The 16,289-nt window shown below is 36.7% G+C and carries 15 protein-coding genes; 2 read left to right on the top strand and 13 right to left on the bottom strand.

Annotated elements, in window-relative coordinates:
* Positions 1–179: 179 nt before the first annotated feature.
* From V7K89_RS22560 to V7K89_RS22570, 3 genes are all read right to left on the bottom strand, one after another.
* Positions 180–2,777, bottom strand: coding sequence for a TonB-dependent siderophore receptor (locus V7K89_RS22560; RefSeq protein WP_335191267.1), 2,598 nt, complete (start codon positions 2,775–2,777; stop codon positions 180–182).
* Between the two features lie 12 nt (positions 2,778–2,789).
* Entirely contained in the window at positions 2,790–3,482 is a 693-nt protein-coding gene (locus tag V7K89_RS22565) for a PepSY domain-containing protein (RefSeq protein WP_335191092.1), read from the bottom strand.
* 125 nt (positions 3,483–3,607) lie between these two features.
* Positions 3,608–3,874: a hypothetical protein gene (locus V7K89_RS22570; RefSeq protein ID WP_335191094.1), complete on the bottom strand. Its 267-nt coding sequence runs from the start codon at positions 3,872–3,874 to the stop codon at positions 3,608–3,610.
* 520 nt (positions 3,875–4,394) lie between these two features.
* Here V7K89_RS22570 and V7K89_RS22575 point away from each other — a divergent pair.
* Positions 4,395–4,598 carry a hypothetical protein gene (locus tag V7K89_RS22575; protein WP_335191096.1) on the top strand — a complete coding sequence of 68 codons (204 nt, stop codon included), beginning with the start codon at positions 4,395–4,397 and terminating at the stop codon, positions 4,596–4,598.
* A gap of 42 nt (positions 4,599–4,640) precedes the next feature.
* On the top strand, positions 4,641–4,802 hold the full coding sequence (locus tag V7K89_RS22580) for a hypothetical protein (protein ID WP_335191098.1): 162 nt from the start codon (positions 4,641–4,643) through the stop codon (positions 4,800–4,802).
* 67 nt (positions 4,803–4,869) lie between these two features.
* Here the strand turns inward: V7K89_RS22580 and V7K89_RS22585 are convergent, their stop codons facing one another.
* The 10 genes from V7K89_RS22585 to V7K89_RS22625 form a co-directional block, all read right to left on the bottom strand.
* Complete coding sequence (locus tag V7K89_RS22585; protein WP_335191100.1) at positions 4,870–5,631, bottom strand: class I SAM-dependent methyltransferase; 762 nt, start codon at positions 5,629–5,631, stop codon at positions 4,870–4,872.
* Positions 5,632–5,684: 53 nt separating this feature from the next.
* Positions 5,685–6,830 (bottom strand): DegT/DnrJ/EryC1/StrS family aminotransferase, encoded by a 1,146-nt coding sequence (locus V7K89_RS22590; protein ID WP_335191102.1) that lies wholly within the window; start codon positions 6,828–6,830, stop codon positions 5,685–5,687.
* A complete protein-coding gene (locus V7K89_RS22595) occupies positions 6,827–7,273 on the bottom strand; it encodes a sugar 3,4-ketoisomerase (RefSeq protein ID WP_335191104.1) in 447 nt (148 codons plus the stop codon). The genes V7K89_RS22590 and V7K89_RS22595 overlap by 4 nt, the downstream gene beginning before the upstream one ends.
* 7 nt (positions 7,274–7,280) lie before the next feature.
* Positions 7,281–8,252, bottom strand: coding sequence for a glycosyltransferase family 2 protein (locus V7K89_RS22600; protein ID WP_335191106.1), 972 nt, complete (start codon positions 8,250–8,252; stop codon positions 7,281–7,283).
* A gap of 550 nt (positions 8,253–8,802) precedes the next feature.
* The gene (locus V7K89_RS22605) at positions 8,803–10,437 is read right to left on the bottom strand and encodes a hypothetical protein (RefSeq protein ID WP_335191108.1); all 1,635 of its coding nucleotides are present in this window, start codon (positions 10,435–10,437) and stop codon (positions 8,803–8,805) included.
* Between the two features lie 319 nt (positions 10,438–10,756).
* On the bottom strand, positions 10,757–11,020 hold the full coding sequence (locus V7K89_RS22610) for a glycosyltransferase (RefSeq protein WP_335191110.1): 264 nt from the start codon (positions 11,018–11,020) through the stop codon (positions 10,757–10,759).
* Positions 11,001–11,387 carry a GtrA family protein gene (locus V7K89_RS36015; protein ID WP_442941738.1) on the bottom strand — a complete coding sequence of 129 codons (387 nt, stop codon included), beginning with the start codon at positions 11,385–11,387 and terminating at the stop codon, positions 11,001–11,003. Before V7K89_RS36015 ends, V7K89_RS22610 begins: the two co-directional genes overlap by 20 nt.
* 43 nt (positions 11,388–11,430) lie before the next feature.
* Entirely contained in the window at positions 11,431–11,871 is a 441-nt protein-coding gene (locus V7K89_RS22615) for a hypothetical protein (protein WP_335191112.1), read from the bottom strand.
* A gap of 38 nt (positions 11,872–11,909) precedes the next feature.
* Positions 11,910–14,066: a hypothetical protein gene (locus V7K89_RS22620; RefSeq protein ID WP_335191114.1), complete on the bottom strand. Its 2,157-nt coding sequence runs from the start codon at positions 14,064–14,066 to the stop codon at positions 11,910–11,912.
* Between the two features lie 37 nt (positions 14,067–14,103).
* Entirely contained in the window at positions 14,104–16,263 is a 2,160-nt protein-coding gene (locus V7K89_RS22625; protein WP_335191117.1) for a hypothetical protein, read from the bottom strand.
* Between the last annotated feature and the right edge of the window lie 26 nt (positions 16,264–16,289).

A 16,289-nucleotide genomic window follows, 5' to 3' on the forward strand; every position in this document is an offset into this window, starting at 1 on the left:
GATCTCTTCTACTAGTACAGCAAGGCGGAAATAACTATAGCAATCCTAAATCATTTGTGAGAGAGTAAAAGGCTGAAAAGCGTATAAATACGTATTTTTAATCTCCGTATTTTCTCACAATTCAATTCGGATTGCTATATCTAGTTCCAAAAGGTTAAAAGGAGAGTGTTAGAGTGGGATCAAAAGGTCACTGAAATTGTGCCCTGTAGCGTAAATGGTGCTTGGGGGAAGACAAGAGAGTCGTTTGATTCGTAATATTTGACATTGAAGATATTTTTAAAGTTGAGCGCAGCCTGCCAATTATCCCGTTTGTAAGCGATTAAGGCATCGATTGTGACATAAGACGGTAGAGTAAACGGATCATCGAGGTTGGCAGTGCGATCGCCTTTAAAGAACAATCCCCCACCCAACTGTAATCCTTGCAAGTTACCCTTTTGAAATTCATAAGTTGTCCAGAAACTCGCGCCATGATAGGGTGCATTTGTCAGATGGCGACCTTCGGGAAGTCCGGCATAACCTTTGCTAACATAAGCATCATTGAGAAAACCAGAGGCAATCACTTTCCAACCCGGTAAAATTTCCCCGGCTACATCCAGTTCAATTCCTCGACTTTTCACTTCTCCGATTGCGATTGAGAATTGGTCGTTGTTAGGGTCTGTAGTGGGGATACTTGTTTTAGCAATGTCATAGTATGCAAGGTTTACTGAAAGTCGCTTGTCTAAAAGTTCAGCTCTGATGCCAGCTTCATACTGTGTACCATAGGAAGGCTCTATTTGAATCCGGCCTACCTTTAGAGTCCCTAAGTTGGATGCAAAAGAGCGATTGTAGCTGGCGTACAGCGAAATTGGTTCGATTGGTTGATAAACGATGCCTACACGCGGTGAAAAGGCTTCAGAATTAGCACTAGACTTTTGCGGTTCGTCAGGGTTACTTAAATCTTCACTGCTTGTGTCAAAATAGTCATATCTCCCGCCTAGAACCAACTTCAGATTGGGCAACAATGTTATCTGGTCTTGCAAGTAAATTCCTATGCCGTTACTTGCGCTGTTACTATCGCTATAGATGCGCTCAGGCAGTGGAACGTCATAGTTTGGCTCAAAAATATTTATCGAAGGAAAATCATCAATATAATAGCCGCTGCTATAAGATATATTCCGGTTCCAGTCCACACCTAACAACAGTTTATGGGCGATCGTACCCGTGTTGAATTTCCCAATTAAGTTGGTTTGCAGAGCATAACTTTGTAAATAATTCGGACCATCACCAAACTGTTCTCGCGGCAAAGTTCGACCATCCTCTAAAAGATCAGCGCCGATTTGGGTGACTTTTTCACTATTTTCATCAAATTGTGCGGAAAATCTACTTCTCAACCGCCAATTTTCACCAAACTGCTGATTGAGTGTTAGCCCGACACGATGGCTTTCAGTATTGAAAAAATCGTCGGGTTGATTTAAAAGGCGATTTCTGGGCAATGTAAAATAGGTTGCTGGTGGTCTAAATATAAAGCCTCGGTCGAATCCTTGTTTAGAATTTAGATATTCATAGGCGAAGTCTAAGGTTGTGGCATCATTAATTTTGTAGGTGATAACTGGAGAGAGATATAATATATCGTTTTCAATGTAATCCCGATAGCTGCCAGAATTTTCATAGGAAACATTCAAACGATACAATAACTTTTTATCGGTCGTTAGTGGCCCAGATAGGTCGATTGCAGGATTATAGTAATCGTAACTGCCAGCCGTAAAAGTAGCAGAATAATAGGGGGTGTCTAAAGGTTTTTTCGTTACATAATTTATTAGACCACCCGGATCTCCTTCTCCATACAACACTGAAGCTGGACCTTTAAGCACTTCTACCTGTTCAATATTGGCACCATTGGCAGGAAGTAAACCAGCAAATCCATCTACTAATTGACCGCCACCGAAACCGCGAATTCTGACTTCACCGAAAACATTGCCATAGCCTGCTCCGATCTGAGTACCAGATACATTGCGAACCGCATCCACAATCCGCGTGATTCCTTGATCCTTGATTACCTGTTGGGGAATCACCTGAATCGACTGAGGAATATCACGTAAAGGTGTATCAGTTAAAGTTGCAGTACTTGCATCTAACACAGTGTATCCATCTTGTTCGCCCGTCACTACAAGCTCAATCGGCTCATCACTTTCTGCTGATGGTTGACTAGGCTGCGTCTGAGTTGATGGCTGCTCTTGCGGCGTTGGTTGCGTTTGAGGCTGTTGTGCAGAGGGTGCAGAACTAGCCACAGAAAAGATAATACCCTCATCCGGACTGTCAAACAACTCAACAATCGGTACACCTGCCTCACCTGTCACACTCACCCGGATAGTCTGAGCATCAAAGTTCGTTACCGTTATTTCGCTAACACCTGCAATTGGAGAAGTTGAGCGAAATGTAAAAGCGTCACCATTGGGTAAACGCAGTTGAGCATTGGGAATATCAGCAATAAAGTTATTACCCGAACTGCGATTGACTACTTGTAATTGTTGCCCAAGGGATGTCTGTAAAATCACCTCCACACCCTTAGATGTGGAGTTTGCCTTGACTGAAGTCACTTGTATAACTTCACCCCCTTGATTTTGGGCTGGTAAAGGGAGATTCTGCTGTTCTATTTGAGCAAACCATTCTTTGACTGTTTTTGCAGAACGGTCTAGTTCTTGCACACGATAAATTTCAGTTACTTGCTTTGCCTGAGTTGGTTGTATAACCACAGCAATAAAAAACCAGGAAATAAACAGCGATCGCAACACTTTCATCACTCCACACACCTAATAGTACTTCTTAAAACAAAGCCGACCACTGTATTGATCCAGATAGACATTGCTCATGCCGTATTCCTCCCTTTCTTGGGGAAGCTTCATCCATAATCGCAGAGGCGCTTTCGGATCTGTCGTTAAGTCAATGCTCTGCAATGCTCCGTCGGGTAGGGCAAGTTGAGCCGTTTTTATCTGCTGGCTCAGAGGTAGAGGAGATTGACCTGCTAACGGCACAGAGAGAAGCTCAGGCAGCGAAGGACTGAAGGTAATGGTACGAATCAGAGGGTCAATATAGCCCAAATTCCAGGCAAATCCAGTGAAAAATGTGAACAGTAAAAATATGGCGGTAGTAATAATTGCCCCTGTATAAGGATTGACGTAGACTTCTATCCAATCGTTGCCCAAAATTGAGATCACGACATTAAAGAAATCATCCAGTTTAGTTGGGAAATAAACACTTTGCAATGCCATTTCTGGCAGATTGGCATAGGCGGCTTTGACAATATCCAGAACAACTTCCAGAGATATGCGATCGCCCTGAAAAATAATAGCGCTAAACTGTTGATGCAGTTGAAACTCGTTGATTTCACGCTGGAAGACGATCAGACTCTCAGTTATGCCAACTAGGATGGCAATTAATCCGATCGCAAAACCCAGGATGCGATGCAGAATAAAGGTCAGATGACGGAGCTTTTTCGCGGACATGGTAGAGACTACTTGAGCAAAAACAACAGCATATTAACCAGCAGAAATCAATAGTCAGCAAAACCTCACGGTTACTGAATCTGATAATCGTAAACTTGCACGATTTCTTCAGAAGACGCTGTTTATTATGTTGGCGACTGCACTAATAACAATTGGTCGCTCTTGGCTGGATTCTCTATCTCACTTACTTGCCGAATTTGTCGGATTGCTTCAACAGTCTGCTCTTTGATAATCAGGCGTTTTTGCTGAATAAAGCCTTTGTTAGCGTCGGTGGACACTGTACTTTTATGAACTAGAAGTGATGATATTTCCTCACTTCTAGTAGGTTCTGTCACCAACACCACGAGTGTACCTGTCAGCAATAGACCGAGAACAAACTGTTTAGACTTCATTATTATTTTTTGACTCCGTTACACCACTCAATATCTAGTTGACAACTACTAGCATTTAAAGAGTATTGAAATCTATTTGCATTAAAAAAGCAAGCTTAATAAAATAAAAACAAATAATAATTTACACAATCAAAGGAAAATTTCAACAATTCAACTGCTAATAAATAGTATTAATTTATACAAAAAATATTGTAGTTTCAAGCTATATTTTGATATTTTGTACCTAATCGTATATAGCGATCGCCTGAATCTATAACTAGCAACGTTGGGTTAATAGCTGCTTTAGTGACTACAAAGTTATCTCTCCCAGTTATCTCCTGCTAACAGATAGACATTATTCTTGCACAAAAAATGTAGCCTTATCTCCTTGACTTGGCTCCTTATCTTTTCAGTCTACTAGGACGTGTGATCAATTAGGTAAACTGGAATCAGAACTGCTGAAAAAGAATACCGACAACGAATATGCGATGATTGACAAGGGCGGTTGTCCGCGCCCATCAACACAGCGCTGGTGCTCTGCATGGGGGATCCGTCTACAGAAGCCATTGGTCGCAGCAAAGGCGGATTAAGTACCAAGATTTATGCTGTGGTCGATGCCTTAGGGAACTCAGTAAGCTTCCACTTGACACCTGGCCAAGCCTGCGACCTTGATGGAGCCGACCAACTGCTACCCAAGATTGTTGCTAACACAGTGTTAGCAGACAAAGGCATCAGATGCGGATGAGCAAGTAATTGAGCGGCTGATTCGGCACAGAGTAAAACCGCAGTGATTCCCCCCAAGCGTAACCGTAATAACCCTCATGACTACGACCGGGATTTATACCAAGCCTGTCACCTGATTAAAAACTTTTTTGCCAAACTCAAGCAGTACCGAGCGATCTCTATATCTCTACAACGGGCTATGACAAACGCGTTGCAAACTTTCTAGGTGCAATTTATCTGGCTGCTTCTGTCATTTGGCTCAATTGATGACACGCCCTAATTCTGGTTATCATTTACGATAATAGACGTTTCTGAGCCACAATGAATAGAGAGCTTCCAAAAGGTTTGTATGAGAAAAATCTATTTTCAAACACTGTTAATCGATATAAAATCTCGTTAATAATGAAATGAGGTAATGAAACATCAGAGGAAATCTTTTTTGTTCCATATCGGAGTCGAATACGTTGTACGGCTCGAACGATATAAATGAGCGGGGAAAGGAGAAATGGCCAAAACAGAGTTGTGTGTATTGAGAACAGATGAGACGGGAAAAACGTAGGAATATCGTTTTGATTTACTCTCGTCGAGATACCAACACTTATATCATGAATGCCACGAAATGCTTGCCCTGAAGGAAGATTGCAGAGTACATATCCGTTTGGAGTTAACGCGTTGTAAAACTGATGAGCAACATCTTCTCGCTCGGTTTGAGAGAGAAAGTAGAGCACATCATTACAGATAATACGGTCGATCGATTGAGGCGCAATTCGTTGTGACATCTCTTGTAAGCTACTAAGCTCAAGCGAGATACCTTTCCTTCGCGCATAGTCGATAGCGTTGGGAGATATATCAAATCCACGAAGCTGATAGTATCCATGCTGCTTCAGAAAGCTGAGCAGTCCTCCTGTTCCTGCACCTGCATCGAGAATGGTAACTCCTCTATCGTTCGATAACTTTAAAAGTGCAGTGAGTACCAATTCATGGAGCGCTCGATACCACCAGAGAGTTTCCTCTGTTTCGGACATCTTTTGATATTCGATCTCATTTTCAATCATACGTAAATGGCAGTAGAACTTATCTCAAAAGCCTCTAAAACAAATGGTAGCGGCTAGTTGTACGAAAGCGAGGAAGTTTTCAGTGTAGTAATCGTATCTTTCATTAAAAATACATTAGATTCTCTTATCACTCTCATGACATCTTCATTGTTCATATGGGAACCTATGGGTAGACTCAGAACATCTTTAGCCATTTGTTCTGTAATAGGAAAACTGCCTAAATGCTGTTCTTCTATATACGCATCACATAAGTGAGGTGGAACAGGATAATGAATTAAAGTGCCAATTCCCGAATCTTTCAGGTGCTTCTGGAAATCAGAACGTTTTGAATGACGTACTACAAACAAGTGCCATACTGGCTCTGCCCAGGCAGGAACAAAAGGTAGGGTTAAATCTGTTACAGTGGAGAGTTTTTCAAGATATTGGTTAGCTACCCAAGCACGGCGAGCATTCCACTCATCAAGCCTAGTTAGCTTCATCCTTAAAAAGGCAGCTTGTAATTCGTCAAGCCTGCTGTTAAAACCTTTAATTTCATTAAAATATTTAACACGAGAACCATAGTTTCGGAGCAGATTAATTTTATCTGCTAGTTCACCATCATTTGTTGTTACTGCTCCACCATCTCCTAATGCTCCCAGATTCTTCGTTGGATAAAAACTAAAGCCTGCTGCATCTCCTAAACTACCAACTCTTCTACCTTTGTAACGTGCGCCATGAGCTTGTGCAGCATCTTCAATTACCTTAAGTTCATATCGTGCAGCAATCTCGTTAATCGAATCCATATCAGCAGGTTGACCATAAAGATGAACTGCTAAGATTGCTTTTGTTTTAGAAGTAATTGCTACTTCAATATTCTTTGGTTCAATATTGTAAGTTTTTTCATTAGGTTCTACAGGAACTGGTGTAGCTCCTGCATGAGAAATTGCTAGCCAAGTCGCAATGTAAGTGTTGGCTGGAACAATTACTTCATCACCTAAGCCAATATTCATTGCTCTTAATATCAGATGTAGTGCATCCAAACCGTTTCCCACACCAATACAATACTGGACATTACAATAAGAGGCGAATTCTGCTTCAAAAGCTTCTAACTCTTGCCCAAGAATGTACCAGCCGGACTCTATAAATTTTCTATAGGCTTCGTCTAATTCTTGTCTTATTTCTAAACAAGATGTCTTTAAATCAAGAAACGGTATTGTCATGATATGCCTTTTATAGCTTTCATAAAATCTTTATAGTTGCGATAATAATCAGATTCATCATAGAAATCTGATGCCAAAACCATACAAACTGCTCCCGGCGAAAAATTCTCAATTTGGCACCAGATCATCGAGCCGAAATAAAGACCAGAGTGTGAGCAATTCATGTGATATTTTTTCTCTTGATAACCGTCATTGATTTTTATATCGAAGCTACCTGATATTGCCACTAAAAACTGCTGTAACTCACGATGAGCATGTCCGGCTCTTGCTGCGCCAATAGGCACATCATAAAGATAAAAAACCCTTTTGATTTCAAAAGGAATATGTTTATTCGCTTCAACAAAAGTCAAATTGCCACGAGGATCAGTAATTTTTGGCAAATCAATCAATCGATATTGCTGAATGCTAGTCTGATTTTCTTTCAAATCGCCTGTAACTTTCATTGTCTCGTTACCTCCCTGAACGGTTACTTAAATATAACCTTGATGCACTGCTGTCCTTACTATCCGAATACTGTCTAATAATATATAGTGGTCTTCTTTTTGTCTCATCAAAAGTTTTTCCTAAATAAAGACCAATGATTCCTAAAAAAGCAATAATAATTCCGCACAGAAAATACAAAGAAACAATCAGGCTAGTCCAACCTGTAACGGTTGTTCCGTAAAGTAAGGCAGAAATCAAAGTATAAGTACCATATAGAAAAGCTAGTAAAGATATTAATAAACCCAGCTTGATTGATAATCGCAGAGGTTTATCAGAATAGGCAACTAAAGTTTCGCTTCCCAGTTTCCACAATTTCTTAAAAGTGTATGTACTTTTTCCGGCGAAACGACTACCATGTTCAACGTCAATACTAGCAGTGGGAAAACCAATCCATTGTACCAAAAGACTAAAAAATCTTAGTTGTTCACGCAAGACACGAAAACTATCTACAACTTTCCTAGAAACAATACGAAAGTTGTTAACTTGTCCATCGTAATTAATATCTGCTAGATAGTTGAAAACTTTATAAAATAGCGAGGAAGTAAGGCGCTTCAAAATGTGGTCTTTTCGCTTACCTCTCCTAGCCAATACTATATCATAGCCTTCTTGTGCTTTAGCGTATAAACGAGGAATTTCTTCAGGACGATCCTGCAAGTCACAGTCCATAATTACAACCCACTCTGCATTACAGTGATCTAAGCCAGCTGTAATACCATATTGCTCACCAAAGTTGCGACTAAATTGAATTCCTTTAATTCGTGGATCTTTATTAGCTAACTCTAGTATGATTTCCCAGGAGCGATCGCCTCCACAATCCTCAACTAAAATTATCTCAAAGTCTTGAGAAATCATTTCCAGAGATGCTTTTAACCTTTGATAAAGCTCATGTAGAGAATCTTCAGCTTTATAGACAGGTATGACAACAGAAATATAAGTCAATGTTAAATCCTCCGTATTTTTTTCTTTTGCAAACAGTATTTTGATAATTTATATTTTTTCTTCGTCTTATTTACTTGTTGGAAAAGTAAATATTTATTTAATATATATGATTATAAGTTAAAATGAAAATTTCTACTACAAAAATATTATTTTTATAATTTAAAACTTATTTTAATAAAAATACTTATAATAAGTAAATAATAGCATAAACTCATATAAACTTAAAAATTAAAGTGTTATTTTTGTTTTAAAACCTATGAAAACTATATGTTTAAAGTTAAATAATACCCTACACATAGTTGATGTAAAAGTGCAGCTTTCATAGCTGATATTTAGCAAAATTAACAGAGTGAATATCAAGTAGCCAAGAAGTGTATTTATTTCCCCTACTATCAGGAATTTTACAAACATTGTTGAAGGATAATACATAAGCTTAATTCAAGAAAAACTCATCCTGTTACTAAATATCCGGCGAGCCAACCAACTATTATTTCTTTGATAGCTAACGCTAACTCTAATTGTGCCACTTTAAGATGCATTGCTCGTGCATTTACTTCAAGACAACGTCTTCTGGAACGCTAATATATAATGATTCATCCCATTTATCATCATTCAACCATGGTACTTCACCATAAACCCAAGGCTTAATAAAAACAACTTTATACCCAGGTATGTGAAGATCTTTAATTGAAAGTATGACTGCCTTTTTTTCATTAATTATTTTCTGAATTTTGTTAGCTTCATTAGGGTATGCTTGTTCAAGTTTAGGGAAATACAATGATGATATTTGAACTCTTTGTAAATTGTTAATAACCATAGCAACAGAATCTCCTGTATAATTTACTATGTAAGGTACATAATTATTTTCTGATATTGTTTGATAGACTTCTTGATAAAAATCATAGTATTTCTTACTCAAAACTTTTCCTTTAAAAATACTAATTTCAGTTGTCATAACTCCTTTTCCTGTTAAAACATCCAATTTCCACGGGAAATATACAGAGCTGGTTTCTGAAAAAATAATACTATTTCCCCAAATAAAACAGATAGAAATTAATGGTAATAGAATGATTAGTTTAACTTTCCGATTAAGCCGTTGAGACATTCTAAAAATAGTATAAATAATAACTCCAATACCAAGAGACGAACTATTGACTAATCTGAAAACTTCATAGAAATGAATTGCATTTAAGTATCCAAAAATCGTAACTAAGCAAAATACTATTAGAATACTTTCGTGTTTAGTTAAAATTTTATTTAATAATAGTTGATACAAAATATAAAATAGTGTTGCAAGATTCCATAAAAAAATAATTGTAAAGAAAAATAGTCTGGAATCAGAATTAAAAGTCTCTCCATTAAGTGTAAAAATAGTTGTTAATAGTCTTGGTAAAAAATTTAAAATTGTAATGTTTCTTTTCGAGTATGACAACATAACTTGATTTTGAATTAAAAAGTCGTTTAAGGCATTATGATTAATTAAAAAGAATAAAAATAACAAGAGCGGAACTAAAAATCCTAAACTAAAAAATAAAATTTTTGAAAAAGTATCTTTTTCAGTTTTTTTGAAAATAACGTTATAAACAAAAAAGAATAAAAACGGAGGTATTATCGCTATACTTGATGAGTTTCTAGACAATAAAGATAATCCTAGAAATAATCCGGCTAAAAAAATATATTTTTTTTTGTTAGTACTAAAACTTATTAATAAGGATAATAATAGAAATGTATATGAATAGTAATTTGACCATGGATAGATAATATATGCATGCAATAGAAAAATCAAAAAAACTGATAAGTAAGCTAAATATTTAGGTAGGATTTTCAAAAATAACTTATATGAAAACAAAATACTTGTAGCATAAAAAATACCAGTCATTATCCCTATAGATATCATTCTTTCTCCAAAAAAAGATAGAGAAATATTCTGAATCAAACTTGTTACAATTCCATAAGCATTGAATGTTTCTTTATAGGGAATTAAGCCTCTTTTTATATCTAGGGCTTGTACATACATAAATCCCCAATGATGGCTATCAATATTAACGCTTGATTCAATACAGCTAAATCCGAAACTTAAGCAGCATATTAGCAATACTGTAAAATCAAAAACTTTACCATTTCTGAAATTTATAAATTCAAATTTTTGTCTATATTTGTTAAAAGCGATTTCAGAATGAGTCATAATTTACATCTTCCTTAAATTTTCACTTTTACTTTGAATGCAAATTAAACAGACTGGAGTTGGAAAGCAAGTATATCAATACCAAAATGACCATATGACAAACAGTAAACGCAGAGTATGAAATGCGACAACAACCAAAAGAAGTTAAAAAGCTTAAGTTCTCAGCGTTGATGGCAACCTCCTAGTTGTCGCGTTGGTAAAACAGAGCCGCATCGAATCTGTTATAGGCAGATATCTTGTAGTCGTGCGGAATAAATTTACTACCACAGTGATCTAAGCCAGCTGTAATACCATATTGCTGACCAAAGTTACGACTAAATTAAATCCCTTTAATTCGTGGATCTTTTTTAGCTAGTTCTACTATAATTTTAAAGCGATCGCCTCCACAATCCTCAACTAAAATTATCTCAAAGTCTTCAAAAATAATCTCAATAAAGGCTTTTAACCTTTGATAAAGCTCATGTAGACAATCTTGCACTTTATAGACAGGAATGACAACAGAAATATAACCCAATGTTAAGTTCTCCGTAATTTTTACTTTTTGCAGATGGTATCTGGATAATTCACCTTTTTCTTTGTTCAAGTTTGGAAAAAACAAATATTTTATTTAATGTATATGAGACTAAAGCAAGAGGAAGTAAAATTAAAGCTTCTGCTACAAAAAGATTAATTTTGTAAGACAATAATTGTTTTAGAAAAAATAATTGTAAGAAGTATATCATAGCATAAACTAATATAAATTTAAAAATTAGTTTATTATTTTTGTTTTTAAAAACGAAAGTTCCTATAGTTTTAAAATTAAATAATACTCCGCACATAGTTGATATTAGTACTGCAATTTCATAACGAAAATTTAGTAAAATTAACATAATAAATATTGAGTAACCAAAAAGTGTATTGATTCCCCCTACTATCAGAAACCTTATAAATTTTTTTGAAGGATAATGCATAAACTTAATTCAATATATTTTTTCATAATTAACGGTTGAGTTTTCAGATAGTCACCTTTTCAGATGAAACTGGAATAACTTTCTCAGAACTTTCCCAAATGGGCTGTATAAAGGGTGGGTTATTTATAAGTAAGGGGTGAGTTAAATACTCAATAACATGAGTAGCTGGAGTTGCCATCAAAAGTGGACAAAATTGTTTTGATCGAGATGTTACCCATAAGTCTTTAATAATTTGCTTTCGATTATTTGAAGGATAGAGTCTCAATCTGAATGTAAAATGAACTATCGGCTCTTGTACTTGTTGTTTAAGTAAGATATACAACAAAGCACCCAGTGGCATCCAAAGTGCAATTATTCCTAGACAAAAATGCAGGACTTCAACGACATTCCATTGAATTGACACTAAGTAATAAAATATTGCAATTAGAGTAATAGTAACGGTAGTTATAGTTAAAAAACTTGATTGCTTTTGAGAGATTACCATGACAAAACCTCACTTTCAAAAATAATGTTGTTTTGAGGCTATCTATTGATTTCCCAGATAGTTACCTTTTCTGATGAAGCTGGAACAACTTTCTTAGAGCTTTGCCAGATGGACTGCATACAGGGTGGGTTATTTATCAATAAGGGACGAGTTGAATACTCAATAACATGGGTTGCTGAAGTTGCCATCAGGAGTCGGCAAAATTGTTCTGATTGAGATGTTGACCATAAGTCTTTAATAACTTGCTTTCGATTATCTGAGGGATAGGCTTTCAATGCTAGCTCGCTTAGATCCTCAAACGTGTGTTCTAGATAAGCTGCCCTTCCTGTAAGACTGGTGAATAAGAAATTAGACTGATCAACATACTTATCCGTTAAAATAACAGAGTTTTGTGGCGTATTGTCATGAATATAAGCCAGAGCCATTTGTTCGCTAGCATTTATTGTAACTCCAGCAGAATATACATTAGTCATCCATAAACTTGGTCTAGCAAGCTGTTGAGCAGCTAGAGATAGCACGACAAAAGCGATTACTAAACTAATCTGCGTTGGTCTAGTTAAGGATATATGAGACCGTAAAAAACAATAAACCTGATATAGTGCAGGAATCATTAATAAAAATAGATACCAACGTGGTGGAAATAGCATTTGTCCCCCAACGTCGAAATTTTCATAACCAGTTGCCAGACACATTGCACCTATAGTTGATACAACTATCATCCATACAATCAGACTCGTAAACAGGATAAACTCTTGGCGTGCTGGTTTGCTTGAGAGGTAAATACTAGTGATAACGAGCAAAGGAATACCTATCATATTCAAGGCAACAAAAGCAGACATTGATACTATTTGCCAAACCCATTTAAATACTGTCGAGTTATGAATTAAATGGCTTAGTAAGTCATAGATTTTTGTAGAAAATGGCCAAGCATTAATCCAGTTTGTCCATTCTTTGGGATCTGTTAAATTATTGAAGCTTAACTTGAGACTCGCACTACCAGCTAAATAGTATGATGATTTCATCTCCAAACAAATTACTAAACTTAAAGCCACAGCAAGACCAGCAGCAACAAGGTATGCCTTTTGCTTAGTGCGTTTCCAACTGTAGGCTGTCAATAACAAAAAACCTGGTAGCATTGGTAAAAATATATGAATCCGAAAGCGGCTCATTGCCGCTACCATGATTGCGGTAGTCATGAGAACTACACCTACAGGTTGTTTTCTGTAGTAACGAATAGAAATGAGTAAAATTCCTAAAAGAATTCCATAAGCGACTAACATTCCACTATACGCTTGTGGGCTGCCTTGAGCGCTATGATCTATTCCACTACTAACATGAGGAAACAAAGTAAAGTAAAACAAGCCCCCAAACTTGTCTTCTATCAAAGGGGGATATGGGATAGCTGTAACATACATTGCTGCTGTTGCAAGATATGTGGCGACTCTACTGTTCGTCAAAGTTTTGACGATGCTATATAGTGCCAGACACATCCCAATTTCGATAATCATGTAATGATAAACAGCGTGTACTCGTAGCATATCTGTCTGACCTGTGAAGCGCGAGAACAACATAGTTGTCAGATGGGGAAACATGTGATAAGCGCGTTCAGGTGTTCCGGCTCTGCTAGGTTGCTGTAGAGGTGGTACGTGTCTGGCCAATTCGTATGCCTCACCCACAAAGTAATAACGATCCTCATACAATGTCGATTTATAGGTGTTAGTTGTCGGGTTATATTCCCAAGCTATTTGGTAAGGAATATTAACTACTAAACTCACCGCAATCAATAAAGCGAGTACCCAATCAAACTGCCGCCAGATCAAAGAACTATTCTGAATGTTTAACCAAAACTTTTTGCGGATTGAGTAAATAATCAATCCGATAAAAATCGTAGCTTGCCCAATATAAAATAATAGCTCTGAATGAAATACAGCTAATCCAAAATAAATTAAAGTTGTCAGTGTATAGCTAGCGATCGCACTGAATGTAAAACGAACTATCGGCTCTTGTACTTGTCGCTTTAACAATAGATAAAACAACGCACCTAGAGGCATCCAAAGTAAAACTGAGCCTACACAAAAACGCAGAAATTCGACGATATTCCATTCAGTTTTAATTAAGTAATAAATTATTGCAATTACAGTAATAGTAACGGTAGTTGTAGTAATAAAAGTTGATTGTTTTTTAAAGCTTGTCATCACAAAATCTTAATTTAAAAATTATGCTTTTTCTAAATTATCTATTGATTTTCCAGATAGTTATTTTTTCAGATGAAGCTGGAATAACTTTATTAAAGCTTTCCCAAATAGGCTGTATACAAGGCGGGTTATTTACAAGTAAGGGATGAGTTGAATACTCGATAACATGAGTCGCTGGAGTTACCCTCAGGAGTCGGCAAAATTGCTCTGTTTGAGATGTTGCCCATAAGTCTTGAATAACTTGCTTTCGATTATCTGAGGGATAGGCTTTCAATGCTAGCTCGCTTATCTCTTTAAACGTGTGTTCTAGATAAGCTACCCTTCCTGTAAGACTGGTGAATAAGAAATTAGACTGATCAACATACTTATCCGTTAAAATAACAGAGTTTTGTGGCGTATTGTCATGAATATAAGCCATAGCCATTCGTTCACTAGCATTTATCGTAACTCCTTCAGAATACACATAAGTCTTAGTTATAGTTGGTATAGCAAGCTGTTGAGCAGCTAGAGATATTACGACAAAAACGACTACTAAACTAATCTGTGTTGGTCTAGTTAAAGATATTTGAGGCTGGAAAAACTTGTAAATATAATAAAGTCCAGGAATCATTAATAAAAATGTATACCAACACGGAAAAAACAGCATTTGTCCCGCCACGTCGTAACTGTCACCATAATCAGTTAGACACATTGCACTTAAAGTTGACACAACTGTCATCCATACAATCAGGCTCGTAAACAGGAGAAACTCTTGGCGTGCTGGTTTGCTTGAGAGGTAAATACTAGTGATAATGAACAAAGGAATGCCTATCATATTCAAAGTAACAAAAGCAGACATCGATAATATTTGCCAGACCCATTTCAATACTGTCGAGTTATGAATTAAACGGCTTAGTAAGTGATAAACTTCTTCAGAAAATGGCCAAGATATAAACGGCCAACTGAAACCCCACTTTTGGGGATCTGTTAAATTATTCCAGCCTAACTTAAAACTTGCACTACCAGCTAAATAGATAGGAGATTGTATCTCTAGATAAACTAATAAACTTAAAGCCACAGCAAGACCAGCAGCAACAAGGTATACTCTTTGCCTAGTGCGTTTCCAACCGTAGACTGCTAGTAAAACAAAACCTGGCAGCATTGGTAAAAATATATGAACTCGAAAGCGGCTTGTTGCCACTATCATGATTGTGGTAATGATCAGAACTACATCTATACGTTGTTTTCTGTAACAACGAACAGAAATTAGTATAACTCCCAGAAAAATTCCATAAGCGACTAACATCCCACTATATATTTGTGGGCTAGTTAGAAGAGCTGGCTCTATAGCATTGGTAAAATGTGGAAACCAAGTAAAGTAAAAATGATCAAAATCGTTTTCCACCAAAGGTGGATATGGGATAGCTGTAATGTACATTGTTGCTGTTGCTAGATATGCGGCTATCCTACTGTTAGTCAATATTTTAACGATGCTGTACAGTGCCAGACACATCCCAATTGCAATAATGATGTAATGATAAACAATTTGTACCCTCTGCATATCCATTTGACCTGTGAAGCGCGAGAGTAACATCGTTGACAGATGGGGAAACATGTGATAAGCGCGCTCAGGTATCCCTGCTATGCTAGGTTGCTGTAGAGGTGGTACGTGTCTAGCCAGTTCGTATACCTGACTTGTAAAGTAATGACAATCACTAAACAAAAGTGATTTATAAGTGTTAGTCGTGGGGTTATACTCCCAGGTTATTTGGTAAGGAATATGAACTACTAAACTTACCGCAATCAATAAAGCAAGTACCCAGTCAAACTGCCGCCAACTTAAGGAATGAATCTGAATGTTTAACCAGAGTTTTTTGCTGATTGAATAAAAGCTCAACCAAATAAAAATTGCAAATTCTCCAAGATAAAACAATAACTCCAGATGGAATACAGCTAAACCAAAGTAAATTAAAGTTGTCAATGTATAGCTGGCGATCGCGCTAAATGTAAAACGAAATATCGGCTCTTGTACTTGTCGCTTTAACAACAAATAAAATAATCCACCTAGAGGCATCCAAAGCCCAATTATTCCAATACAGAAGCGTAGGACTTCCACAACATTCCATTGAGTATTAATTAAGTAATAAACTATTGTAATTACAGTAATAGTAATAGTAGTTATAGTTATAAAACTTGATTCTTTTTTCAAGGATGTCATAACAAAATATCTCTTCAGTAGATAAT

This window comes from Nostoc sp., from assembly GCF_036917515.1.
Classification (GTDB): Bacteria; Cyanobacteriota; Cyanobacteriia; order Cyanobacteriales; family Nostocaceae; genus Nostoc.

What these genes read in the sequence shown, in the direction of transcription:
- V7K89_RS22590 (WP_335191102.1), bottom strand. Translation starts at nt 6,830, where the DNA reads ATGACAATACCGTTTCTTGATTTAAAGACATCTTGTTTAGAAATAAGA.
- V7K89_RS22585 (WP_335191100.1), bottom strand. Translation starts at nt 5,631, where the DNA reads ATGATTGAAAATGAGATCGAATATCAAAAGATGTCCGAAACAGAGGAA.
- V7K89_RS22565 (WP_335191092.1), bottom strand. Translation starts at nt 3,482, where the DNA reads ATGTCCGCGAAAAAGCTCCGTCATCTGACCTTTATTCTGCATCGCATC.
- V7K89_RS22595 (WP_335191104.1), bottom strand. Translation starts at nt 7,273, where the DNA reads ATGAAAGTTACAGGCGATTTGAAAGAAAATCAGACTAGCATTCAGCAA.
- V7K89_RS22620 (WP_335191114.1), bottom strand. Translation starts at nt 14,066, where the DNA reads ATGACAAGCTTTAAAAAACAATCAACTTTTATTACTACAACTACCGTT.
- V7K89_RS22625 (WP_335191117.1), bottom strand. Translation starts at nt 16,263, where the DNA reads ATGACATCCTTGAAAAAAGAATCAAGTTTTATAACTATAACTACTATT.
- V7K89_RS22560 (WP_335191267.1), bottom strand. Translation starts at nt 2,777, where the DNA reads ATGAAAGTGTTGCGATCGCTGTTTATTTCCTGGTTTTTTATTGCTGTG.
- V7K89_RS22570 (WP_335191094.1), bottom strand. Translation starts at nt 3,874, where the DNA reads ATGAAGTCTAAACAGTTTGTTCTCGGTCTATTGCTGACAGGTACACTC.
- V7K89_RS22615 (WP_335191112.1), bottom strand. Translation starts at nt 11,871, where the DNA reads ATGGTAATCTCTCAAAAGCAATCAAGTTTTTTAACTATAACTACCGTT.
- V7K89_RS22575 (WP_335191096.1), top strand. Translation starts at nt 4,395, where the DNA reads ATGGGGGATCCGTCTACAGAAGCCATTGGTCGCAGCAAAGGCGGATTA.
- V7K89_RS36015 (WP_442941738.1), bottom strand. Translation starts at nt 11,387, where the DNA reads ATGCATTATCCTTCAAAAAAATTTATAAGGTTTCTGATAGTAGGGGGA.
- V7K89_RS22605 (WP_335191108.1), bottom strand. Translation starts at nt 10,437, where the DNA reads ATGACTCATTCTGAAATCGCTTTTAACAAATATAGACAAAAATTTGAA.